Source organism: Pseudomonas sp. ZY71 (assembly GCF_036542145.1).
GTDB classification, from domain to species: domain Bacteria; phylum Pseudomonadota; class Gammaproteobacteria; order Pseudomonadales; family Pseudomonadaceae; genus Aquipseudomonas; species Aquipseudomonas koreensis_A.
Window position 1 is genome coordinate 5,290,741 of the sequence record NZ_CP144274.1, and the last position, 24,487, is coordinate 5,315,227.

The 24,487-nt window shown below is 59.3% G+C and carries 20 protein-coding genes; 11 read left to right on the plus strand and 9 right to left on the minus strand.

Annotated elements, in window-relative coordinates; translation table 11 throughout:
* The first annotated feature begins 174 nt into the window (after positions 1 to 174).
* From VY732_RS23450 to VY732_RS23485, 8 genes are all read left to right on the plus strand, one after another.
* On the plus strand, positions 175 to 771 hold the full coding sequence (locus VY732_RS23450) for a superoxide dismutase (RefSeq protein WP_007918933.1): 597 nt from the start codon (positions 175 to 177) through the stop codon (positions 769 to 771).
* A gap of 333 nt (positions 772 to 1,104) precedes the next feature.
* Positions 1,105 to 3,156 carry a putative bifunctional diguanylate cyclase/phosphodiesterase gene (locus VY732_RS23455; RefSeq protein ID WP_077574345.1) on the plus strand — a complete coding sequence of 684 codons (2,052 nt, stop codon included), beginning with the start codon at positions 1,105 to 1,107 and terminating at the stop codon, positions 3,154 to 3,156.
* Positions 3,157 to 3,388: 232 nt separating this feature from the next.
* Entirely contained in the window at positions 3,389 to 4,735 is a 1,347-nt protein-coding gene (locus VY732_RS23460) for an imelysin family protein (RefSeq protein WP_123593718.1), read from the plus strand.
* A 277-nt stretch (positions 4,736 to 5,012) separates the two neighbouring features.
* Positions 5,013 to 6,440, plus strand: a complete 1,428-nt coding sequence (locus VY732_RS23465; RefSeq protein ID WP_331691882.1) for a di-heme oxidoreductase family protein — start codon at positions 5,013 to 5,015, stop codon at positions 6,438 to 6,440.
* Positions 6,441 to 6,468: 28 nt separating this feature from the next.
* The gene (locus tag VY732_RS23470) at positions 6,469 to 7,533 is read left to right on the plus strand and encodes an imelysin family protein (RefSeq protein ID WP_077574348.1); all 1,065 of its coding nucleotides are present in this window, start codon (positions 6,469 to 6,471) and stop codon (positions 7,531 to 7,533) included.
* Between the two features lie 14 nt (positions 7,534 to 7,547).
* Entirely contained in the window at positions 7,548 to 8,648 is a 1,101-nt protein-coding gene (locus VY732_RS23475) for a DUF1513 domain-containing protein (protein WP_077574349.1), read from the plus strand.
* Between the two features lie 156 nt (positions 8,649 to 8,804).
* Positions 8,805 to 9,953: an efflux RND transporter periplasmic adaptor subunit gene (locus tag VY732_RS23480; RefSeq protein ID WP_077574350.1), complete on the plus strand. Its 1,149-nt coding sequence runs from the start codon at positions 8,805 to 8,807 to the stop codon at positions 9,951 to 9,953.
* Positions 9,954 to 9,966: 13 nt separating this feature from the next.
* Positions 9,967 to 13,002, plus strand: a complete 3,036-nt coding sequence (locus tag VY732_RS23485; protein ID WP_077574351.1) for a multidrug efflux RND transporter permease subunit — start codon at positions 9,967 to 9,969, stop codon at positions 13,000 to 13,002.
* Positions 13,003 to 13,170: 168 nt separating this feature from the next.
* Here the strand turns inward: VY732_RS23485 and VY732_RS23490 are convergent, their stop codons facing one another.
* The 5 genes from VY732_RS23490 to colR form a co-directional block, all read right to left on the minus strand.
* Positions 13,171 to 13,398, minus strand: coding sequence for a hypothetical protein (locus tag VY732_RS23490; RefSeq protein WP_034153490.1), 228 nt, complete (start codon positions 13,396 to 13,398; stop codon positions 13,171 to 13,173).
* Positions 13,399 to 13,400: 2 nt separating this feature from the next.
* Positions 13,401 to 14,117: a lipopolysaccharide kinase InaA family protein gene (locus VY732_RS23495; RefSeq protein ID WP_077574352.1), complete on the minus strand. Its 717-nt coding sequence runs from the start codon at positions 14,115 to 14,117 to the stop codon at positions 13,401 to 13,403.
* A gap of 4 nt (positions 14,118 to 14,121) precedes the next feature.
* Entirely contained in the window at positions 14,122 to 14,790 is a 669-nt protein-coding gene (locus VY732_RS23500) for a class I SAM-dependent methyltransferase (protein ID WP_016986675.1), read from the minus strand.
* 161 nt (positions 14,791 to 14,951) lie between these two features.
* Positions 14,952 to 16,226, minus strand: coding sequence for a sensor histidine kinase (locus VY732_RS23505; protein ID WP_077574353.1), 1,275 nt, complete (start codon positions 16,224 to 16,226; stop codon positions 14,952 to 14,954).
* Positions 16,216 to 16,899, minus strand: coding sequence for a two-component system response regulator ColR (gene colR, locus VY732_RS23510; RefSeq protein ID WP_016986673.1), 684 nt, complete (start codon positions 16,897 to 16,899; stop codon positions 16,216 to 16,218). The genes VY732_RS23505 and colR overlap by 11 nt, the downstream gene beginning before the upstream one ends.
* 202 nt (positions 16,900 to 17,101) lie before the next feature.
* Here colR and VY732_RS23515 point away from each other — a divergent pair, with 202 nt between their 5' ends.
* Positions 17,102 to 19,051, plus strand: coding sequence for an LTA synthase family protein (locus VY732_RS23515; RefSeq protein ID WP_116030033.1), 1,950 nt, complete (start codon positions 17,102 to 17,104; stop codon positions 19,049 to 19,051).
* A gap of 54 nt (positions 19,052 to 19,105) precedes the next feature.
* Positions 19,106 to 19,849 (plus strand): phosphatase PAP2 family protein, encoded by a 744-nt coding sequence (locus VY732_RS23520; RefSeq protein ID WP_331691883.1) that lies wholly within the window; start codon positions 19,106 to 19,108, stop codon positions 19,847 to 19,849.
* A gap of 192 nt (positions 19,850 to 20,041) precedes the next feature.
* Here the strand turns inward: VY732_RS23520 and groL are convergent, their stop codons facing one another.
* The 4 genes from groL to VY732_RS23540 all read right to left on the minus strand — a co-directional run bounded on the left by groL (position 20,042) and on the right by VY732_RS23540 (position 23,554).
* The gene (groL, locus tag VY732_RS23525; RefSeq protein WP_016986670.1) at positions 20,042 to 21,688 is read right to left on the minus strand and encodes a chaperonin GroEL; all 1,647 of its coding nucleotides are present in this window, start codon (positions 21,686 to 21,688) and stop codon (positions 20,042 to 20,044) included.
* 50 nt (positions 21,689 to 21,738) lie between these two features.
* Positions 21,739 to 22,032: a co-chaperone GroES gene (locus VY732_RS23530; protein ID WP_007916610.1), complete on the minus strand. Its 294-nt coding sequence runs from the start codon at positions 22,030 to 22,032 to the stop codon at positions 21,739 to 21,741.
* Positions 22,033 to 22,280: 248 nt separating this feature from the next.
* On the minus strand, positions 22,281 to 22,757 hold the full coding sequence (locus VY732_RS23535; RefSeq protein ID WP_077574356.1) for an FxsA family protein: 477 nt from the start codon (positions 22,755 to 22,757) through the stop codon (positions 22,281 to 22,283).
* A 65-nt stretch (positions 22,758 to 22,822) separates the two neighbouring features.
* A complete protein-coding gene (locus VY732_RS23540; protein ID WP_331691884.1) occupies positions 22,823 to 23,554 on the minus strand; it encodes a HugZ family pyridoxamine 5'-phosphate oxidase in 732 nt (243 codons plus the stop codon).
* Positions 23,555 to 23,718: 164 nt separating this feature from the next.
* Between VY732_RS23540 and VY732_RS23545 the strand changes: the two genes are divergently transcribed.
* Positions 23,719 to 24,477, plus strand: a complete 759-nt coding sequence (locus VY732_RS23545; RefSeq protein ID WP_127929588.1) for an SDR family oxidoreductase — start codon at positions 23,719 to 23,721, stop codon at positions 24,475 to 24,477.
* Positions 24,478 to 24,487 lie beyond the last annotated feature (10 nt).

Below are 24,487 nucleotides of genomic sequence, written 5' to 3' on the forward strand. Positions count from 1 at the left end.
AGTGAGGGCATCCCCTTGAACCTCTATCCCACACAGTTGTTGCGTGGTTATGCCGCAACCCCGGTGCTATGATCGAAACCCTGCGCCGCAAAGAGTAAAAACTCGCCGGTGCATTTCTGGCCGCCCGTGATCGGCCTTGCGCTCACCGCAACAGACCTGATTAGGAGAATCATCATGGCTTTCGAATTGCCGCCGCTGCCTTACGCACACGATGCCCTGCAGCCGCACATTTCCAAGGAAACCCTGGAATACCACCACGACAAGCACCACAACACCTATGTCGTGAACCTGAACAACCTGGTGCCAGGCACCGAGTTCGAAGGCAAGACCCTGGAAGAAATCGTCAAGACTTCCTCGGGCGGTATCTTCAACAACGCCGCTCAGGTCTGGAACCACACTTTCTACTGGAACTGCCTGGCGCCAAACGCCGGCGGTCAACCAACCGGCGCGCTGGCTGAAGCCATCAACGCAGCCTTCGGTTCGTTCGACAAGTTCAAGGAAGAGTTCAGCAAAACCTCGATCGGCACCTTCGGTTCCGGCTGGGGCTGGCTGGTGAAAAAGGCTGACGGTTCCCTGGCTCTGGCCAGCACCATCGGCGCCGGCAACCCGCTGACCAGCGGCGACACCCCGCTGCTGACCTGCGACGTCTGGGAACACGCTTACTACATCGACTACCGCAACGTTCGTCCTAAATACGTCGAAGCGTTCTGGAACCTGGTCAACTGGAAGTTCGTTGCTGAGCAGTTCGAAGGCAAAACCTTCACCGCTTAAGCTGCGCGCCAGTCAAAAAACCCGGCTTTTGCCGGGTTTTTTTATGCCTGCATTTAAATAGCGTTTTTCTCACCCTGAAAGCCGTCTACGGCTGCTTGCTGCCGTGCCACTGCGGGCTACCATCAAAAAGAGGAAAAAATGCTGCGAACCGCTCAAGTTGAGGGACGAAACTACCGACATAGTACAAATTAGGGCTAATACTCCAGACAGCAGCATTTCGGCCTAGGCCACGGGCAAATCATCCCCGGCCTGATTGTCCCTTTGACTGCCAACACGGGATTGCCAATACTCATGGCAACTTGACGCTACCCGCACGGAACAAGGAATAACCCTTTGAAGCTGGAACTCAAGAACAGCTTGTCGGTGAAGTTGCTCCGGGTCGTGCTCCTGTCGGCATTGATCGTCGGCGTAGTCTTGAGCTGCGCGCAGATTGTTTTCGATGCCTACAAAACCCGTCAGGCCGTTGCTGGCGACGCCGAACGCATCCTCGACATGTTCCGCGACCCGTCGACCCAGGCCGTTTACAGCCTGGACCGGGAGATGGGCATGCAGGTGATCGAAGGCCTGTTCCAGGACGATGCCGTGCGTCAGGCCTCCATTGGCCATCCCAACGAAGCCATGCTCGCGCAGAAATCCCGCGACCTGCAGCAGTCCAACAGCCGCTGGCTGACCGACCTGATCCTTGGCCAGGAGCGCACCTTCACCACGCAACTGGTGGGGCGTGGCCCGTACAGCGAGTATTACGGCGATTTGAGTATCACCCTCGACACCGCCACCTATGGCGAGGGCTTTATCGTCAGTTCGGTGATCATCTTCATTTCCGGGGTTTTGCGGGCACTGGCCATGGGTCTGGTGCTGTATCTGGTTTATCACTGGCTGCTGACCAAACCGTTGTCGCGGATCATCGAGCACCTCACCGAGATCAATCCGGATCGCCCCAGCGAGCACAAGATTCCGCAGCTCAAGGGCCACGAGAAAAACGAACTGGGCATCTGGATCAACACCGCCAACCAGTTGCTCGAATCGATTGAACGCAACACCCATCTGCGCCACGAAGCGGAAAACAGCTTGTTGCGAATGGCCCAATACGACTTCCTCACCGGCCTGCCCAATCGCCAGCAATTGCAGCAGCAACTGGACAAGATTCTGGTCGACGCCGGCAAACTGCAACGACGGGTCGCGGTGCTGTGCGTGGGGCTGGATGATTTCAAAGGCATCAACGAGCAATTCAGCTACCAGACCGGCGACCAATTGTTGCTGGCTCTGGCCGATCGCTTGCGTGCCCACAGTGGCCGCTTAGGCGCCCTCGCCCGCCTGGGTGGCGATCAGTTCGCCCTGGTACAGGCCGACATCGAACAGCCTTATGAAGCGGCTGAACTGGCGCAAAGCATCCTCGATGACCTGGAAGCGGCGTTTGCCCTCGACCATCAGGAAATCCGCCTGCGCGCGACCATCGGCATCACTTTGTTCCCGGAGGACGGCGACAGCACCGAGAAGCTGTTGCAGAAGGCCGAGCAGACCATGACGCTGGCCAAGACCCGCTCGCGCAACCGCTATCAGTTCTACATCGCCAGTGTAGATAGCGAGATGCGCCGTCGTCGTGAACTGGAAAAAGACCTGCGCGATGCGCTGTTGCGCGATCAGTTCTACCTCGTCTATCAGCCGCAGATCAGCTATCGCGATCACCGCGTGGTCGGCGTCGAAGCGTTGATTCGCTGGCAGCATCCGGAACACGGTCTGGTGCCGCCGGACCTGTTCATTCCGCTGGCCGAGCAGAACGGCACGATCATCGCCATCGGCGAATGGGTGCTCGATCAGGCCTGCAAGCAATTGCGCGAATGGCACGATATGGGTTTCGCCGACCTGCGTATGGCGGTCAACCTGTCCACCGTGCAACTGCACCACGCCGAATTGCCGCGGGTGGTGAATAACCTGCTGCAGATGTACCGCCTGCCGCCACGCAGTCTCGAACTGGAAGTCACCGAAACCGGCCTGATGGAAGACATCAGCACCGCCGCGCAGCACTTGCTCAGCCTGCGCCGCTCCGGCGCATTGATCGCCATCGATGACTTCGGCACCGGGTATTCATCGCTGAGTTATCTGAAAAGCCTGCCGCTGGACAAGATCAAGATCGACAAGAGCTTCGTACAGGATCTGCTCGATGACGACGACGATGCAACCATCGTTCGCGCGATCATTCAACTGGGCAAAAGCCTCGGCATGCAGGTGATTGCCGAGGGCGTGGAAACCGCCGAGCAGGAAAGCTACATCATTTCCGAAGGCTGCCACGAAGGTCAGGGTTACCACTACAGCAAACCGCTGCCGGCCCGGGAACTGGGCGCCTATCTCAAACAGGCACAACGCACTAACGCGGCCATTCTTTAAAAGTCAAAAGATCGCAGCCTGCGGCAGCCACTACATTTGGAATGTGTTCCCCCTGTAGGAGCTGTCGAGTGCAACGAGGCTGCGATCTTTTGATCTGTGCCATCACACCGACGTAAATAAGAAATATTTCCAGCCACAACCCTTTACACATAATGCGAAAGATTTGCATTATGTCGCAGTTTTGCGCCCCCCCAGCGCGAGTCCACTCAACTATCGAAGCAGGATGTTCGCCATGATTCGTATGCCTCTGGCTACCGCCAGTCTGCTGGCCATCGCTATTTCCCTCGCCGGTTGCGGCGAAGGCAAAGACAAGGCCGCCGCTCCGGCCGCACCGACGCCAGCCGCCAGCACCACCGCACCTGCGGCTGCGCCTGCCGCTGCCGGTAAAGTCGACGAAGCCGCCGCCAAGGCTGTGGTTGCGCACTACGCCGACATGGTCTTCGCCGTTTACAGCGATGCCGAATCCACCGCGAAAACCCTGCAAACCGCCGTTGACGCTTTCCTCGCCAAGCCGAACGCCGACACCCTGAAAGCCGCCAAGGCTGCCTGGGTCGCCGCGCGCGTTCCGTACCTGCAAAGTGAAGTGTTCCGCTTCGGCAACACCATCATCGACGATTGGGAAGGTCAGGTTAACGCCTGGCCGCTGGACGAGGGTCTGATCGACTACGTCGACAAATCCTACGAGCACGCACTGGGTAACCCGGGCGCCACCGCCAACATCATCGCCAACACCGAAGTTCAGGTCGGCGAAGACAAGGTCGACGTCAAAGACATCACCGCGGAAAAACTCGCCAGCCTCAACGAGCTGGGCGGTTCCGAAGCCAACGTCGCCACCGGCTACCACGCGATTGAATTCCTGCTCTGGGGCCAGGATCTGAACGGCACCGGCCCTGGCGCTGGCAACCGTCCGGCCTCCGACTACCTGGAAGGCGCCGGCGCCACTGGCGGTCACAACGATCGTCGCCGTGCCTACCTGAAGTCGGTGACCCAACTGCTGGTCAGCGACCTCGAAGAAATGGTCGGCAACTGGAAGCCGAACGTGGCTGACAACTACCGCGCCACTCTGGAAGCCGAGCCGGGCGAAACCGGTCTGCGCAAAATGCTCTTCGGCATGGGCAGCCTGTCGTTGGGCGAACTGGCCGGCGAGCGCATGAAGGTTTCCCTGGAAGCCAACTCCCCTGAAGACGAGCAGGACTGCTTCAGCGACAACACGCACAACTCGCACTTCTACGATGCCAAAGGCATTCGTAACGTCTATCTGGGCGAGTACACCCGTGTTGACGGCAGCAAGATGACCGGCGCCAGCCTGTCGTCGCTGGTGGCCAAGGCTGACCCGGCTGCCGACACTGCACTGAAAGCCGATCTGGCCGCCACTGAAGCGAAGATCCAGGTCATGGTTGATCATGCCAACAAGGGTGAGCACTACGACCAGTTGATCGCTGCCGGCAACACCGCAGGCAACCAGATCGTTCGCGACGCCATCGCCTCGCTGGTCAAGCAGACCGGTTCGATCGAAGCCGCTGCCGGCAAACTGGGCATCAGCGACCTGAACCCGGACAACGCTGATCACGAGTTCTGATCAACCGCGTCTGCGTCAAAAAGGCGACCTTCGGGTCGCCTTTTTCATGTCTGCCGTATACGGCCCTTTGTAGGAGTGAGCCTGCTCGCGATAGCGGAGTGTCAGTTGACGAATTAGTGTCTGATGCACCGCTATCGCGAGCAGGCTCACTCCTACAGGGGTTTTGCATTGCTCTTCAGATTTGCGCTGTATCAAGCAAACGATAATTCCTCTTATTCAATCACCTTCGCCCTGTTAGACTTTGCGCCTTTATTTTTGCCCGTCCGCAGGATGTCTGATGCCCTCGCTGCCTCTTCGCTTGTCCGCACTGTTGCTGGCCCTGGGCCTGAGTGCCTGCGATGACGCCCCGCGTTTCACCAAGGCCGAGCCCGGTGAAGCCCGTTCGGGCGGTGCAGCGACCGTGCGCAAGACTGATCAGAATGCGTTCTCGTTGCCTTCGGCGAATCTGCCACCGTCGCGGCGGGTGGATTTCAGTGTCGGCAACAGCTTCTTTCGCAGTCCGTGGGTGATTGCGCCGTCGACCACTACCGCACGCGATGGTCTCGGCCCGCTGTTTAACACCAACGCCTGCCAGAACTGCCACATCAAAGACGGTCGCGGCCATCCGCCAACGCCGGATGCCGCCAACGCGGTGTCGATGCTGGTCAGGCTGTCGATCCCTGATGCGCCGCAATTCGCCAAGCTCATCGAGCAGGTCGGCGTAGTGCCGGAGCCGGTCTACGGCGGCCAGTTCCAGGACATGGCCGTGCCCGGGGTCGCCCCGGAAGGCAAGGTGCGCGTCGATTACACACCCGTGCCCGTGCGTTTCAAAGACGGCACCGAAGTCGAACTGCGCAAACCCGTCTTGCAGATCACGCAGCTCGGCTACGGCCCGATGCACCCGGACACGCGTTTTTCCGCCCGCGTCGCGCCGCCGATGATTGGCCTGGGCCTGCTCGAAGCAATCCCCGAAGAAGCCATCCTCGCCAACGCCGCCGCACAGGCAAAAGACAAAAACGGTATCAATGGCCGCCCCAATCAGGTTTGGGATGACGCCTTGCAGAAAACCGTCATGGGCAGATTTGGCTGGAAAGCCGGGCAACCGAACCTCAATCAACAGAATGTTCACGCGTTTTCGGGTGATATGGGTCTTACGACGAGTTTGAGACCCTTTGATGATTGCACCGACGCGCAAACTGCCTGCAAACACGCGCCGAACGGCAATGGGCCGGATGGCGAACCGGAAGTCAGCGACAACATCCTGCGTCTGGTGTTGTTCTACAGCCGCAACCTCGCCGTGCCTGCACGCCGTGGCATCAACGATGCAGAAGTGCTGGCCGGCAAGAACCTGTTTTTCCAGGCTGGCTGCGATTCCTGCCACACGCCGAAATACACCACCGCCGCCAACGCGGCCGAACCTGAACTGGCCAATCAAGTGATTCGCCCGTACAGCGATCTGCTGCTGCATGACATGGGCGACGGTCTGGCCGACAACCGCACGGAATTCCAGGCCTCCGGCCGCGACTGGCGCACGCCGCCGTTGTGGGGGATTGGCCTGACGCAAGCGGTCAGCGGCCACACACAGTTTTTGCATGACGGTCGCGCGCGCAATCTGCTCGAAGCGGTGCTCTGGCACGGCGGCGAGGCAAAAGCGGCGCAGCAACAGGTTTTGTCTTTCAATGCCGAGCAGCGTGCCGCGCTGCTGGCGTTTTTGAACTCACTTTAAACACTGATAAAAGAATCGGGAGCCCGACATGTTCCGTCCCAAGCTACTGTTCACCAGCCTTGCCGCGCTCGCCCTCGGCGCCTGCTCACCGCAGGATCCACAAGCGGTCACCTCGGCAGCCATCGCCAAATCGGTGATCCTGCCGACCTACACCCGCTGGGTCGAGGCCGACAAGCAACTGGCGGTCAGCGCCCTCGCCTACTGCCAGGGCAAAGAAACCCTGGAAACCGCCCGCGCCGACTTCCTCCACGCGCAGAAAGCCTGGGCCGAGCTGCAACCGCTGCTGATCGGTCCATTGGCCGAGGGCAACCGTTCGTGGCAGGTGCAGTTCTGGCCGGACAAGAAGAACCTCGTCGGCCGTCAGGTCGAGCAATTGGTCGTCGCGCAGCCGCAGATCGATGCCGCCGCCCTGGCCAAATCGAGCGTCGTCGTGCAAGGCCTGTCGGCCTACGAATACATCCTCTTCGACGCCAAGCCTGACGTGGCCAACGCCGAGCAGAAAGCCAAGTACTGCCCGCTGCTGATCGCCATCGGCGAACGTCAGAAGCAACTGGCCGAAGAGATTCTGCAGAACTGGAACAACACCGACGGCATGCTCGCGCAGATGACCAAGTTCCCCAACCAGCGCTACGCCGACTCCCACGAAGCGATCGCCGATCTGCTGCGCGTGCAAGTCACCGCGCTGGACACCCTGAAGAAAAAACTCGGCACGCCAATGGGCCGCCAGAGCAAGGGCGTGCCACAGCCGTTCCAGGCCGATGCATGGCGCAGCCAGTCTTCGCTGACCGCACTGGAAGCCAGCCTCGCAGCGGCCAAAACCGTCTGGGAAGGCGTCGACAACAAAGGTCTGCGCGGTCTGTTGCCAACTGAGCAAAAGCCTTTGGCCGACAAGATCGATGCCGCTTACGCCGCGTCGCTGAAGCTGTTCGACAGCACCCAGCGTTCGCTCGGCGAAATGCTTGAAGACGACGCTGGTCGTCAGCAACTCAACGACATCTACGACAGCCTCAACGTCGTCCATCGCCTGCACGAAGGCGAACTGGCCAAGGCGCTGGGCATCCAACTGGGCTTCAACGCCAACGACGGTGACTGATGAGGGCAACGGCCATGCTGCGACGTCAGGTTCTGACTTTAGGTAGTGCACTGCTGGGAGCAGTGACGCTGGGCGGCTGGACGCTGTTCAAACGCAAGGATCAGAGCCCGCTGTTGCTGTCGGCGCGCGACGACACTGACGGCAAGCATTACGCCGTCGGCTATCGGCTGGATGGCACGCGGGTGTTCGCCACCGAAGTCGGCCAGCGTTGCCACGACATCATCAACCACCCGACGCAGCCGATCGCGCTGTTCGTCGCGCGTCGCCCGGGCACCGAGAGTTACCTGATCGACCTGCGCGACGGTAGGTTGCTGCAGACGGTGACCTCGCAGCCGAACCGGCACTTCTACGGGCATGCCGTGGTGCACAAGGACGGCGAATACCTGTACGCCACCGAGAACGACACGACCGATCCTGGCCGTGGTTTGCTCGGTGTGTACAAGTTCGAAGGCGAACGACTGGTGCACAGCGGCGAGATTTCCACCCACGGCCTCGGCCCGCATCAGGTGTCGTGGATGCCCGACGGCGAGACGCTGGTCGTGGCTAATGGCGGGATTCGTACCGAGGCGGAAAGCCGCGTCGACATGAACCTCAACGCCATGGAGCCAAGTCTGGTCTTGATGCAACGTGACGGCACTTTGCTGAGCAAGGAAACCCTCGCCCAGCAGATGAACAGCGTGCGCCATCTGGGCATCGCCAGTGACGGCACCATCGTCGCCGGTCAGCAATTCATGGGCGCCTCGCATGAGCGTTCGGAGCTGCTGGCGATCAAGCGTCCGGGGCAGCCGTTCGTGGCGTTCCCGGTGCCGGATCATCAGTTGCAGTCAATGGGGCACTACACCGCCAGCGTCGCGGTGCACAGTGAATTGCGTCTGGTCGCGCTGACAGCGCCGCGCGGCAACCGTTTCTTTATCTGGGATCTGGACAGTGGCGAAGTACGCCTCGATGCGCCATTACCCGATTGCGCCGGTGTCGGTGCGGTGAAGGACGGTTTCGTCGTGACCTCAGGGCAAGGCCGTTGCCGGTACTACGATTGCCGTCAGGATGAGCTGCTGGCCAAACCGCTGGAGTTGCCGGCGGGGCTCTGGGACAACCATCTGCATCTGATGGCATAAGCGTGCGCTTCATCTGCTGACATCACCTTAAGGGTGAGGAGGTTTTCATCCCCCTCACCCTTTTCATTACCTGTAAGAACTGCCAGTTGGAATCCCCCCTGCACTCGGAGTAATGTGCCCGCCTGTCTCACCTGATTTATCCAAGGAACTGGAAATATGCTGCGTCGCCGCATGCTGATCATGTTGGGTGTTGTTTTGCTGATCGTCCTGGTGCTGGGCGGGTACAAAGCCTTTTCGATCTACACGATGATCCAGGGCTTCTCCAAGCCGAAACCGCCGATCAGCGTCGCCGTGGCCAACGCCTCCGAACGCCCGTGGCAGATGCGTCTGCCGACCGTCGGCACGCTCAAGGCGCTGCAAGGTGTCGAGCTGAGCCTGGAAGTGGCCGGCACCGTCACCGAACTCAAGTTCGAATCCGGACAGAAGGTCAAGGCCGGGCAACCGCTGCTGCAACTCGACAGTGGCGTCGAAACCGCCCTGTTGGAGACCGCCAAGGCTGATCTGGGTCTGGCGCAGCTGGACTTCGGCCGTGGCAGCCAACTGATCGACAGTCGCGCCATTTCCAAAGGTGAATACGACCGGCTCTCGGCGGTTCTGCAAAAGGAGCGAGCCACGGTCAATCAGCTCAACGCAGCGCTGGCGAAAAAGCGCATTCTCGCGCCGTTCAGCGGCACCATCGGCATCCGCCAGGTCGACATTGGCGACTACCTCGCCAGCGGCACCAAAATCGCGACCCTGCAGGATTTGAGCAGCCTCTACGCCGACTTCTACCTGCCCGAACAATCGATCCCGAAACTGGCCATCGGCCAACCGGTGCAAATCGCGGTCGCCGCGTATCCCGGGCAAAACTTCGCCGGCAAGATCAGCGCAATCAACCCGATCGTTGAAAGCACCACGCGCAATATTCTGATCCGCGCCACGCTGGCCAACCCTGACGGCAAATTGTTGCCGGGCATGTTTACCAGCCTTGAAGTGCTGCTGCCCGATCCGCAAAAACACGTCGTGGTACCGGAAAGCGCGATCACCTACACCCTCTACGGCAACTCGATCTACGTGGTCGGGCAGAAGAAAGCCGAGGACGGCAGCGTCGAAAAGGATGACAAGGGCCAACCGGTGCTGATCGCCGAACGCCGCTTCATCGAAACCGGTGAACGCCGCGATGGCCTGGTGATGATCAACAAGGGCGTGCAGAGCGGCGAACAAGTGGTGACGGCCGGCCAGATCAAACTGGACAACGGTGCCCACATCGCCATCAGCGACGACAAGACCCTCGGCGAGCAGAACAGTCCGCCGCGCGCCGACTGATCAAGGAATCCCCATGGCTTTTACTGATCCGTTCATCCGCCGCCCGGTGCTCGCCACCGTGGTCAGCCTGTTGATTGTGTTGCTCGGCTTTCAGGCCTGGAGCAAGTTGCCGCTGCGCCAATACCCGCAAATGGAAAACGCCCTGATCACGGTGACCACCGCTTACCCCGGGGCCAACGCCGAAACCATTCAGGGCTACATCACCCAGCCGATGCAGCAAAGTCTGGCCAGCGCCGAGGGCATCGACTACATGACCTCGGTCAGCCGGCAGAACTTCTCGGTGATCTCGATCTACGCGCGCATCGGCTCCAACACCGACCGCTTGTTCACCGAGCTGCTGGCCAAGGCCAACGAGGTGAAGAACAAGCTGCCACAGGACGCCGAAGACCCGGTGTTGAGCAAAGAGTCCGCCGACGCCTCGGCGCTGATGTACATCAGCTTCTTCAGCAAGGATCTGAGCAACCCGCAGATCACCGATTACCTGTCACGGGTGATCCAGCCAAAACTGGCAACCCTGCCGGGCATGGCCGAAGCGGAAATCCTCGGCAATCAGGTGTTCGCCATGCGCCTGTGGCTCGACCCGGTGAAGCTCGCCGGTTTCGGCCTCAGCGCCGCCGATGTGACCAACGCCGTGCGCCAGTACAACTTCCTTTCCGCCGCCGGCGAAGTGAAAGGCCAGTACGTGGTCACCAGCATCAACGCCAACACCGAACTGAAATCCGCTGAGGCCTTTGCAGCGATTCCGCTCAAGGTCAGTGGCGACAGCCGCGTGCTGCTCAGCGATGTCGCGCGGGTGGAAATGGGCGCGGAAAACTACGACTCGATCAGCTCGTTCGGCGGCACGCCGTCGGTGTACATCGGCATCAAGGCCACCCCCGGCGCCAACCCGCTGGACGTGATCAAGGAAGTGCGTAAGCTGATGCCCGAGCTGGAGGCTCAGCTGCCGCCGAACCTGAAAAGCGAGATCGCTTACGACGCTACGCTGTTCATTCAGGCCTCCATTGATGAAGTGGTGAAAACCCTGTTCGAGGCGGTGCTGATCGTCATCGTCGTGGTGTTCCTGTTCCTCGGCGCACTGCGCTCGGTGGTGATCCCGGTGGTGACCATTCCGCTGTCGATGATTGGCGTGATGTTCTTCATGCAGATGATGGGCTACTCGATGAACCTGCTGACGCTGCTGGCGATGGTGCTCGCCATCGGTCTGGTGGTGGACGATGCAATTGTCGTGGTGGAGAACATCCACCGGCACATCGAGGAAGGCAAGACGCCGTTTGATGCGGCGCTGGAAGGCGCACGGGAAATCGCCATGCCGGTGGTCTCGATGACCATCACCCTGGCGGCGGTGTATGCACCGATCGGTTTCCTCACCGGGCTGACCGGGGCGCTGTTCAAGGAGTTTGCCCTGACCCTGGCCGGCGCGGTGGTGATCTCCGGCATCGTCGCCCTGACCCTGTCGCCGATGATGTGCGCGTTTTTGCTGCGTCACGAGGAAAACCCAAGTGGCCTCGCACATCGGCTCGACCGTATTTTCGAAGGTCTCAAGCGCCGCTATCAGAGCATGCTGCACGGCACGCTGAACACACGGCCGGTAGTGCTGGTGTTCGCCGTGATCGTGCTGTGTCTGATCCCGGTGTTCCTCAAGTTCACCAAATCGGAACTGGCCCCGGACGAAGACCAGGGCATCATTTTCATGATGGCCAACGCACCGCAGCCGACCAACCTTGATTACCTGAGCACCTACACCGACGAATTCATCAAGATCTTCAAGGAATTCCCGGAGTACTACTCCTCGTTCCAGATCAACGGCTACAACGGCGTGCAGGCGGGCATCGGCGGTTTCCTGCTCAAGCCGTGGAACGAACGCAGCCGCACGCAGATGCAGATTCTCCCCGAAGTGCAGGGCAAACTGGGCGCCATCCCGGGTCTGCAGATCTTCGGTTTCAACCTGCCCTCCTTGCCCGGCACCGGTGAAGGCTTGCCGTTCGAGTTTGTGGTCAACACCGCCAACGATTACGAACTGCTGCTGCAAGTCGCCGACCGGATCAAGAAACGCGCGATGGAATCCGGCAAGTTCGCCTTCGTCGACCTTGATCTGGCGTTCGACAAGCCCGAAGTCGTGGTCGATATCGACCGCGCCAAAGCGGCGCAGATGGGCGTGTCGATGCAGGACCTCGGTGGCACGCTGGCGACGCTGCTGGGCGAGGCGGAAATCAATCGGTTCACCATCGAAGGGCGCAGCTACAAGGTGATTGCTCAGGTCGAACGGCCGTACCGCGACAACCCGGACTGGCTGAACAATTACTATGTGAAGAACACCCAGGGTGAGCTGCTGCCTCTGTCGACGCTGATCAAGGTCAGCGACCGCGCCCGACCGCGCCAGCTCAACCAGTTCCAGCAACTCAACGCGGCAAAGATTTCCGGTTTCCCGTTGGTCAGCATGGGCGAAGCCATCGACACGGTCTTGCAGATTGCCCGCGAAGAAGCGCCGGCCGGGTTTGCCTTCGACTATGGCGGCGCCTCACGCCAATTCGTCCAGGAAGGCAGCGCCTTGTGGGTGACGTTTGCCTTGGCTCTAGCGATTATCTTTCTGGTGCTGGCGGCGCAGTTCGAGAGCTTCCGCGATCCGCTGGTGATTCTGGTGACGGTGCCGTTGTCGATCTGCGGAGCGTTGATCCCGCTGTTCCTCGGCTGGTCGAGCATGAACATCTACACCCAGGTCGGGTTGGTGACGCTGATCGGTCTGATCAGTAAACACGGAATTCTGATCGTCGAGTTCGCTAACCAGTTGCGCAAGGACAAAGGTCTGACGGCGCGTGAAGCCGTTGAGGAAGCGGCGGCGATTCGCTTGCGGCCGGTGCTGATGACCACGGCGGCGATGGTGTTTGGCATGGTACCGTTGATTCTGGCAACGGGTGCGGGGGCGGTGAGCCGTTTTGATATCGGCATGGTGATTGCCACGGGGATGTCGATCGGCACGTTGTTTACGCTGTTTGTGCTGCCGTGTGTTTACACCCTGCTGGCGAAACCTGATCCCAAACCAACCGCATAACCCCCTGTAGGAGTGAGCCTGCTCGCGATAGCGGTGTGTCAGTTAAAAATGATTTAAATGACACACCGCTATCGCGAGCAGGCTCACTCCTACAAGGGATCTGTGTCGTCTCGGGCATAAAAAAAAGGCCTCGCAACTGCGAGGCCTTTTATGTGGGCTTCAATCGTTTCAACTCTGCGGCCTCATCCCTTGAGAAAGTCCGAACATGAACAGCAACAAATCATGATCGGGTTTGGTCGCCACGGAGGCTTTCGCCACCCGTGGGACTGCGCAGTGGGCGTCGTCTACGGACGCGCCAACCACCTGCATGCGGGGCTGCTCCCAGGCAGCCACCGCCAATGACGCAACTGCCAAGGCTCCAACCAAAAACAAACCTCGTGCAATTTCTAGTTTCATCGCTATAAACCTTTGATAGCGCTGCCAAACGCCGTCTCATAAAAGTAGACGAGTTTTTTCCAGTCCGCGTCGCGGAACGACGAATGGCGGCGCAATTGCTTCATGTCGTGGGAAGCGGCGCGATAGGCGGTCAGACGCTGGCGGCACTTCTCCAGATCGATCAAGGCAACCTCGACCTTGGCCGACTCGCCCTCGCCCGTCACCCGCACAAACACGTGTTTGATGTAAATGCAGCTGTGCTGCCAACGGCCCTTGTGCATGCGCGCCAGGTTCTCGGCGAGGTCCTTGAGCACACGCTCGTAAACCCCATCGCCACACTGATCGCGACCGCCGGCAGCCGCCAGCCAATGTTCCAGTTCCTGGAAACCGTCCAGGGACTTGGTCACCAGCAGCGCGCGCCATTTGTGCTGCGGATCAGGCTGGGCGCCGCAAAAAACGATTTCTGGCACGCGCACACCGAGCTTGCTCACGCCGGTCAGCGCATCGAGCTCACGCAGAACAGTGGGACGGCCAAAAGGGTGCAACCAACTGCGATAGATATGACCGGTCTGGCGCTTGGCATACAGCAGTTGACCATCGCGCCCCACGACCCTTTGCACACCGCTTTCGCCACCGCGTCGAACATTGGGTTCTTCCACCCACTCGCCACGCTGGTTCCAGTAAAAGTCAAAGCGATCTTGCGGAGCGACATCCGTTTCTGCTGCCAATTGCACTGCCATCCTGTTACCTCTTGCGTAATACGTAAACCCGCCACATGGCGTAGAGCGGAATAAAGTCCAGTTGTTCCTGAATCCGAAAACCTGCTTCCTCGAATTCCTTTTCCACCGTAGCGGCCGGTAACACAAAGCGATTCTGATACTCGCGTTTGTCACGGTTGCGCTCGGCTCGCTGGCGTTTCCAGGCTTTGAAATTGCCATCAACCCACAGCGAAACGATCACACTGTCCCGGGTAACGCGCTCGAATTCGCGCAGAATCGCCCGGCGATGCTCGGCTTCACCGATGTGGTGGAGCAGACGCATGCAGAAAATGCTGTCGACGGCGTTGTCAGGCAAGGCAATGTCGAAGGCAGATGTGTGCAAGGGTTGTACCCGTTTCACCACATCGGCCGGTTGCGACTGCATAGCCGTCTTGATCATCGACTCGGAATTGTCCGCGCCGATAATCACCCGGTTAGCCTTTTCGCCCAGCAAGGGCCAGAAACGCCCGGCACCACAAGGCAGATCCAGCACCAGTCCCGGCTCACCCACCGACGCCAGCGCCTTGCGGGCCATCTGTTCGTCACGCCAGTGGGAGAGACGACGTCCAAGGCTTTCTTTGTGCTTGCGCAGATATTTCTGCGCATGTTGATCGTCGTACTTCTCGGAAAAATCGAGTTTGATCGGACCGGCCATCACCTGGACTCCTGAATTGCTGATGTCACCACCTTAAGGAGCGGCGTGTCAGCGTCAGGTCATCCGTTTGTGAAAAAAATGTCCGGTAAACAGACAAATTATTACAGCGTTATACAGGATTCAGACAGGTTAGAGGGAGTAGCCTTGCGCCACCCCCTGCGTCAGATTTTGCCCAGATCCACTTCGAAGCGGCAGCCATTGGGCTCCATCGTGCTCAAACTGACGGTCCAGCCCTGGTTCTCGCAGATCCGCTGCACCAGCGACAATCCCAGTCCCAGACCTTCGCCACGCTTTTCGCTGCCACGTACGAAAGGCTCGAACATGGCTTCGCGTTTTTCTTCCGGAATGCCGACACCGGAGTCCTCCACCACGAAACCGCTGCCGTTGAGCGTCAGGCGAATAAAGCCCTTCTCGGTGTAGTGGCAAGCGTTGCGCAACAGGTTGCCCATCACCGCGGTCAGCAAGGTCGCGTTGTAGCACGTGTGCGGCGGATTCCCCGGTTCGAACTGCAAGGTCAGCCCTTTGCTTTCGATCGGCTCACGCCACACGCACAACAGGCTGTCCGCAACTTGAGCGAGATTCTGTTGCGGCGCCGAGCCGGCATCTTCGCGCTGGGAGCGGGCGAGCATCAGGAAGGTCTGCACCAGTTCGCGCATTTCCTCACTGGCCCGGGCAATGCGCTCGACCTGATTACGCCCACGCTGATCGATGGCCGGGTTTTCCATCAGCAGCTCGCAGGAGCTGGCCAGCACCATCAATGGCGTTCGCAATTCGTGACTGACATCGCTGGTGAACAATCTTTCACGGGTCAGCGCCTGACGCAGACGTCCCAGCGTGGCATCGAACGCCACCGCCAGTTCGCCGACTTCGTCTGCCGCATAATCCGGCGCCAGCGGCGGTGCCAGTCCGAGTAACTGGTCGCGATGGCGCACTTGTCGGGCCAGGCGCACCACCGGCGCCATCACCTTGCGTGCGAGTACCCAACCGAGGAATACCGCCAGGGCCAGGCTGAGCACGAAGCCCACCAGCACCACGGCAAACAGCACCCGCTCGCGCTCTTCGAAATCGCTTTGATCCTGCAGCAGCACATAACGCCGACCGTCAACGATCTCGACCATCGCGTGATACGACAGTTGCTCGCGGAACACTTCATGGAAACCCGCATCGAGGTGACGCAAGTCCTTGGGCAGCTCGAAATCACCAGGCCCGCCGCTGAAATAGAACAATTGGTCCGGTTCCGGGCGGTGGCTCCAGTCCGAAACATTGTCCATGAGCAAAAGGCGCTGCAGGTCGCCGCCCAGCCCGGCCGAAATCAACTTCTCTTCCACAAGGTGCACGGTCGCAACAATGCCCATGGCAAACGCGCCGGCCACCAGTGCGCTCATCAGCGCAAAAGCGATGATGATCCGCTGGGAAAGGCTTTGCTTAAACTCCATCGCGGCCCTCGGCCAAGCGATAACCGACGCCATGCACGGTGTGCAGCAGTGGTTTGGCGAACGGTTTGTCAATCACCTGACGCAATTGGTGTACGTGGCTGCGCAGGCTGTCGCTGTCCGGGCAATCATCACCCCACAGCGCCTCCTCAAGAATTTCCCGACGCAAGACATGCGGGCTCTTCTGCATCAACACCGCCAGCAACTTCAGGCCGACCGGGTTGAGCTTGAGAAACTTGCCTTCACGGGTCACCTCCAGTGTATCGAGGTCATAGCTCAGATCTCCGACCTGCAACGCCCGGCGTCCGCCACCCTGGGTACGCCGCATCACCGCTTCGACGCGCGCGGCCAGTTCCGACAGGGCGAACGGTTTGACCAGATAATCGTCAGCCCCGGACTTGAAGCCCTGCAAGCGGTCGTCGAGTTGATCGCGGGCAGTGAGCATGATCACCGGCGTGTCACGACGGGCGTCTTCACGCAGGCGTTTGCACAGGGTGTAGCCATCGATGCCGGGCAGCATGATGTCGAGCACGATCAGGTCGTAATGCTCGGTGGCGGCCAGATGCAGGCCTGACAGACCGTCCTGGGCGCAATCGACGGTATAGCCTTTGAGCCCCAGGTAATCGGCCAGATTGGCGAGGATATCGCGGTTGTCTTCAACCAGTAGAATTCGCATGGGCACTCCTCCGTACACAGTAACGGCCGTCATGGCTCGCGCAGCTTAAGGCCATCGCCAGCTCAGGGCTAGGGCTGAAAGCCTCGTAAATCAACTCTCTCAGGCAAATTCAAAGCTTAACGAGTTTTTCACTATTGGTTCACAACCTGACTACAGTGACAACGCGAGACTCTCGCGCCATTAGATATAAGGAATGTAAACAATGGACTTTTTCAAGACGGCGCCCATGCGCCTTCTGCTGTTGGTCACTGGCGTCTGGCTGGTGCTGTTCTTCCTGACCCGAACCGTCCTGCTGCTGACTCATCTTGATGAGGCCGGCGGCATTGCGCTTTCCGTCTTCGGCATCGGTCTGTTGTATGACCTGGGTTTCCTCGCCTATGCCGCGCTGCCGATGGGCCTGTACCTGCTGCTCTGCCCGCCAGCGCTGTGGCGTCGCCGTGGCCATCGCTGGTTTCTGCAAGGGCTGCTGACCGTCAGCCTGTTCGCCATGCTGTTCGTCTCGGTGGCCGAGTGGCTGTTCTGGGACGAGTTCGGTGTGCGCTTCAACTTCATCGCCGTCGACTATCTGGTGTATTCCGACGAAGTGCTGAACAACGTGCTGGAGTCGTATCCGATCGCTACGCTGTTGAGCATTCTGGCGCTGCTGGCCATTGCTATCAGTTTTGCCCTGCGCAAGCCGTTCAACTCTGCGCTGGACGCTCCGCTGCCGCCGTTACGTGGACGTCTGCTCAATGCATTGGCGTTGCTGGTGGTCGCCGGCCTGAGCCTGCAACTGCTCAGTCAGGATGCGCCGCGTGCGCAGGGCGGCAACGCCTATCAGAACGAACTGGCGAGCAATGGCCCGTATCAGTTCTTCGCCGCGTTCCGGAACAACGAACTGGACTACACGCAGTTTTACGGCAGCCTGGCGCCGGAAAAAGTCGCCCAGCAGATTCGTGCCGAACTGAATGAACCCAACGCGCAGTTCATCGGCAAGGACCCGCAGGACATCCGCCGGATGATCGACAACCCCGGCACCCCACGCAAACCGAACATCGTGCTGGTAACCATCGAAAGCCTCAGCGCCAAGTACCTGGGCAGCAATGGCGACGAGCGTAACCTGACACCGAATCTGGATGCCTTGCGCAAACAGAGCTTGTACTTCAACAACTTCTACGCCACCGGTACCCGTACCGACCGCGGCCTGGAAGCCATCACCCTGGCCATTCCACCGACCCCGGGCCGTTCGATCGTCAAACGCATCGGTCGTGAAAGCGGTTTCGCCAGCCTCGGTCAGCAACTCAGCGCGGTGGGCTACGACAGCGTGTTTGTCTATGGCGGGCGCGGCTACTTCGACAACATGAACGCGTTTTTCAGTGGCAATGGTTACCGCGTGGTCGATCAGAGCAGCGTTGACGAAGCCGAGATTCATTTCAAGAACGCTTGGGGCATGGCCGACGAGGACCTGTACAAACAGACCCTGAAACTGGCCGATGCCGACTATGCCAAGCAGCAACCGTTTCTGTTGCAGTTGATGACCACCTCCAACCATCGCCCCTACACCTATCCGGACGACCGGATCGACATCAAATCCGGTAACGGTCGTGATGGCGCGGTGAAATACACCGACTACGCGATTGGCCAGTTCCTTGAGCAGGCGCGGCAGAAACCGTGGTTCGACAACACGATCTTCATCTTCGTCGCCGACCACACGGCCGGTAGCGCCGGTAAAGAAGACTTGCCGATCACCAACTATCAAATCCCACTGTTTATCTATGCGCCGAAACTGGTCGAGCCGCGTGAAAGTGGCCAACTGGCCAGCCAGATCGATCTTGCGCCGACGCTGCTGGGCCTGTTGAACATGGATTACCAATCGACGTTCTTCGGTCGCAACCTGTTGCAGGATAACCCGCTGCCACCACGTGTGGTGGTCGGCAACTACCAGCATCTGGGCCTGTTCGACGGCAAGGATCTGGCGATCCTCAGCCCGCGTCAGGGCTTGCGTCGGCATGACGATGCGCTGACCGAGAGCCGCGAATCCCGAGCGACCAGTGATGATCCACTGATCAGCCGCGCGATCACTTATTACCAAACCGCCAGTTATGGCTTCAAGCAACAGCTGCTTGCCTGGAAAGCACCCAAGGAGGGTGCTCCACAAGTCAGCGAACGTTAATCGAAGCGCCCCGGGCTGATGCCCCGGGGCGTTTTCTTTTATTCAGGAACCAACATGTCATCAACTGTTGTACGCCCCACTCCTCGCCCGATGAATCTGTGGCTTTATCTGGGCATTCCCGTCGTTGCAGCGCTCACGCTGGTCCTGCTGGAAATGACTGATCTGGACATGGTGCTGGCGCGGTTGTTCTATGACCCGGTGGCCGGCGACTTCATTGGCCGCCACAGTTTTTTCCTTGAAGACATCCTGCACGATCGCGCCAAACAGGTAGTGATCGCGTTTTCGGTGTTTGCAGTATTGGGTTTTATCGGCTCGTTTTTTCTCGCCAGACTTAAGCCGTTCAAGCGCGAACTGGGCTGCCTGGTGCTGTCGCTGGGCCTGGCGACCTCATTCGTCACCCCGATGAAAGCCGTGACGGCTGTGCAGTGCCCTTGGAGCCTGGAGCAATTCGGTGGACATGAAACCTACAGCAAACTGATGGAACATCGCCCAGAAACCAACAAGCCCGGTCGCTGCTGGCCTGGGGGGCATGCGGCAACGGGGTTCACCTTGTTTGCGTTGTTCTTTGTCCTGCGTGATCGCCGTCCGCGTCTGGCTCGTCAGGCGTTTATCTTTGCCTTTGCATTGGGTTCGGTGTTTTCGATCAGCCGGATGATGCAAGGCGCGCACTTCTTCTCGCACAACGTATGGACGGCGATTTTCTGCTGGCTGATTTGTCTGGGCTCGTATTACTGGGTGCTGTATCGCCCGGCGGTGAAAACCGAGGCCGTGGTCAAGGCACAACCCATCAGCGCCTGAATATAGATCCCATTGTGGGAGCGAGCCTGCTCGCGAATGCGCTGTGTCATTCAACATTAATGCTGGCTGATCCGTCCCCTTCGCGAGCAGGCTCGCTCCCACAGGGGTTTGGGGGTGACGCTGATATTTGGGCAATAAAAAACCCCGCTGACTTTCGTCAGCGGGGTTTTGCGTTACAGGGGCAAGGCTGGCTTACATCATGCCGCCCATGCCACCCATGCCGCCCATGTCTGGCATGCCGCCGCCAGCGCCGCCGTCTTTCTTCGGCGCGTCAGCTACTGCTGCTTCGGTGGTCAGGATCAGACCGCCGATCGACGATGCCGCTTGCAGAGCGGAACGAGTCACCTTGGTTGGGTCCAGGATGCCCATTTCGATCATGTCGCCGTATTCGCCAGTTGCAGCGTTGTAACCGAAGTTACCTTTGCCGTTCTTGACTTCGTTGACCACAACGCTTGGCTCGTCGCCGCTGTTGGCAGCGATCTGACGCAGCGGCGCTTCAACAGCGCGGCGCAGAACAGCGATACCGACGTCCTGATCAGCGTTGTCGCCTTTCAGGTCGTTCAGGGTTTGCAGAGCACGGATCAGCGCAACGCCACCGCCAGGTACCACGCCTTCTTCAACGGCTGCACGGGTTGCGTGCAGGGCATCTTCAACGCGGGCTTTCTTCTCTTTCATTTCAACTTCGGAACCAGCGCCAACCTTGATCACTGCAACGCCGCCGGACAGCTTGGCCAGACGTTCTTGCAGTTTTTCACGGTCGTAGTCCGAGGAAGTTTCAGCAGCCTGGGCACGGATCTGAGTGATACGCGCCTGGATGTCTGCTTCAACGCCAGCACCGTCAACGATGATGGTGTTTTCCTTGGAGATGGTCACACGCTTGGCGCTACCGAGGTTTTCCAGGGTAGCGGCTTCCAGGCTCAGGCCGATCTCTTCGGAGATAACGGTACCGCCGGTCAGAACAGCGATGTCCTGCAGCATGGCCTTGCGACGGTCGCCGAAGCCTGGCGCCTTGACGGCAGCGACTTTAACGATGCCACGCATGTTGTTCACAACCAGAGTCGCCAGGGCTTCGCCTTCAACGTCTTCGGAAACGATCAGCAGTGGACGGCCGGCTTTGGCAACGGCTTCCAGCACTGGCAGCATTTCGCGGATGTTCGAGATCTTTTTGTCGACCAGCAGGATCAGCGGGCTGTCCAGCTCGGCAACCATGGTCTCTGGCTTGTTGACGAAGTACGGGGACAGGTAGCCACGGTCGAACTGCATGCCTTCAACAACCGACAGTTCGTTTTCCAGGCCAGTGCCTTCTTCAACGGTGATCACGCCTTCTTTACCGACTTTTTCCATGGCTTCGGCAATGATGTCGCCGATGGAGCTGTCGGAGTTGGCCGAGATGGTGCCGACCTGAGCGATTGCCTTGGTGTCAGCGCATGGCTTGGACAGGTTCTTCAGCTCTTTGACGATCGCGATGGTCGCTTTGTCGATACCACGCTTCAGGTCCATCGGGTTCATGCCGGCAGCGACGGCTTTCAGGCCTTCGTTGACGATCGACTGAGCCAGAACGGTAGCGGTGGTAGTACCGTCACCAGCGTCATCGTTGGCACGGGAGGCAACGTCTTTGACCAGCTGCGCGCCCATGTTTTCGAAACGGTCTTCGAGTTCGATTTCTTTGGCGACGGAAACGCCGTCCTTGGTGATGGTCGGAGCGCCGAAGCTCTTCTCGATGATCACGTTACGGCCTTTCGGGCCCAGGGTCGCTTTTACTGCGTCAGCCAGGACGTTGACGCCCTTGAGCATTTTTTTACGGGCGGAATCGCCAAACAGAACTTCTTTAGCAGCCATGATCGATATTCCTTAAATACTTTGTAGTAGCGGGAAAATGAACGGGGGTATCAGCCTTCGATAACAGCGAGGATTTCGTTCTCGCTCATTACCAGCAGGTCTTCGCCGTCGACTTTCACTGTGTTGCTGCCGGAGTAAGGACCGAACACAACCTTGTCGCCTTCTTTAACGGACAGTGCGCGCACTTCGCCGTTTTCCAGAGCTTTGCCCGGGCCTACAGCGAGAATCACACCGTGGTTGGCTTTTTCAGCAGCCGAACCTGGCAGGACGATACCGCCAGCGGTTTTCTTTTCTTCTTCGCTGCGACGGATTACGACGCGGTCATGCAGAGGACGAAGCTTCATTGTCGATCTCTCCTAATTGTGGTTTTCATCGGCCGGTGTAGTCCCGGCGGGTTTAACAAATCCGGCCTGCGCCGGTTGCGGTTCGTCGAACGAACCGCGGAAGACTGACTGGCTCAAATGCCAGAAACCTTTCGGTGACCGATACATAAGGGCGCATAAGCTTATTACAAGGGCGAGCCCAGAAAATTTTTCACTCTGGAGGCCCATAAATGAACACGGCACCCGAAGGTGCCGTGTGGCTAACGCAGTTACTTGCTGTCGCGGTGTTCGAACTCGCCTTCGATCACATCACCCTCGCGGCCCAGAGGCTGACGCGGTGCAGGACCGCCACGGGGCTGCAGGTCGTCGGCGAACGCACGCTGACGCATGGCCTGTTCTTCGGCGCGCTGACGCATTTTGTTCGCCAGCAACCGGCGGCTGAATGGCAGCAGCATGACCAGACCGACCACATCGCTGATGAAGCCCGGCAGGATCAACAGGCCGCCGGCCAACGCCAGCATCAGGCCCTCAAGCATGGTTTGCGCGGGCAGTTCGCCGCGGTTCAGGCTTTCACGGGCACGCAGGGCGGTGGCCAGACCGGCGACGCGCAGCACAAAAACACCGAACATCGAGCCGAGAATGATCAGCAGCAGGGCCGGGAAAAACCCGATTGAGCCTGCCACTTTGACGAATACGAACAGCTCCAGCACTGGAAACAGCAGAAAGAGCAACAGAAAAGGGCGCATCAAAGTTTCCTCAACGCAAGAAATGCCTTGCAGTAAGCCTTAGATGACGTCGCCCTTTCGTGAATTCAAGCATCGGCCACTGTATTTTTTCTCCAGACCTCGGCGTGAGCCAATGAAACCAGGGCTTCGCGCACTTGTGTCGGCGTATTACAAGGTGCCGGAAACGGCAACCAGTACAGCGCCTGACCGATGCGCAGGTGCATGCCTTCGGTGTCGATCCCGGCCAGTTGCGCCGGTACAGTTTTCGGCAGACCGGCAAGGTCGACGTAGTGCGCGATGGCTTTGGCGTGATCGCTGTTCATGTGTTCGACCATGCTGATTTCGGCCTTGCCGGCAAACGGATTGGCCAGGGTCAGTTGATCGATCCAGTGAATCGCGCCGAAACCGCCGATGTAGCGGTGACGCACCGGGTTCAATACCCAGAAGTCGAAATCGTGGGCCTTGTGGTAGTTCTGCGAATCCGGGAAGTAACGGTAGTAACGCTCGGCGGCAGCTTCGATGGCAGCTGCGTCTTCGAGCTTTTGCGCTTCGGCCAGATAGGTCAGGCGACCAACGGCTTGCACATCATCGGCCTCGCGCTCGCCGACGAGCATCGAGCATTTCGGGTCTTTTTGCAGGTTGTGGGTGTGCTGGGCGATGCGGCTGATCAGAATCAGCGGCCGGCCCTGCTCGTCCAGGCAGTAAGGCACCACGGAGCCAAAGGGAAAACCGGGCATCGATTTGGAGTGCGTCGACAGCACTCCACGGTATTCCTTGAGAAGCAATTCTCGGGCATTCTTCGCCACTTCAACGCTCAATTTATGACTCCTTAAATAGTATCCGTCGAAAAAACGGACGGGCGCCCGGGATCAAGTCCCCGTCACGCCAGCGGGCAATTCTCATGTGCAAACCAGCCACGGCCGGTGCAGATCGGGAGTCGCTGAAAACAAAAACTACTCAGACCTGCTATCGGGGCATGCGAATGCAACTCAACGACAAAGTAATCATTATCACTGGCGGTTGCCAGGGTTTGGGCCGTTCGATGGCCGAGTATTTCGCCGGCAAAGGCGCGAAGCTCGCCCTCGTCGACCTCAATCAGGAAAAACTCGACGACACGGTCGCGGCTTGCAAGGCCAAGGGCGTCGAGGCGCGCAGCTATCTGTGCAACGTCGCCAATGAAGAGCAGGTCGAGCACATGGTCGCTCAGGTCGCCGCCGATTTCGGCGCCATTCATGGCCTGATCAACAACGCCGGGATCCTCCGTGATGGCCTGCTGCTCAAGGTCAAGGACGGCGAAATGACCAAGATGAGCCTGGCACAGTGGCAGGCGGTGATCGACGTCAACCTGACCGGCGTGTTCCTCTGCACCCGTGAAGTGGCGGCGAAAATGGTCGAGCTGAAGACCAGCGGCGCGATCATCAACATTTCGTCGATCTCGCGGGCGGGCAACGTTGGCCAGACCAACTATTCGGCGGCCAAGGCCGGTGTTGCTGCAGCGACAGTGACCTGGGCCAAGGAGCTGGCGCGTTACGGCATTCGCGTGGCGGGCATTGCCCCGGGCTTCATCGAAACCGAGATGACTCTAGGCATGAAGCCGGAAGCGCTGGAGAAGATGACTTCGGGGATTCCGCTCAAGCGCATGGGCAAGCCGGAAGAGATTGCGCACTCGGCGGCGTATATCTTCGAAAACGACTATTACACCGGGCGGATTCTGGAGATGGATGGCGGGTTGCGGATCTAACCCCCACCAC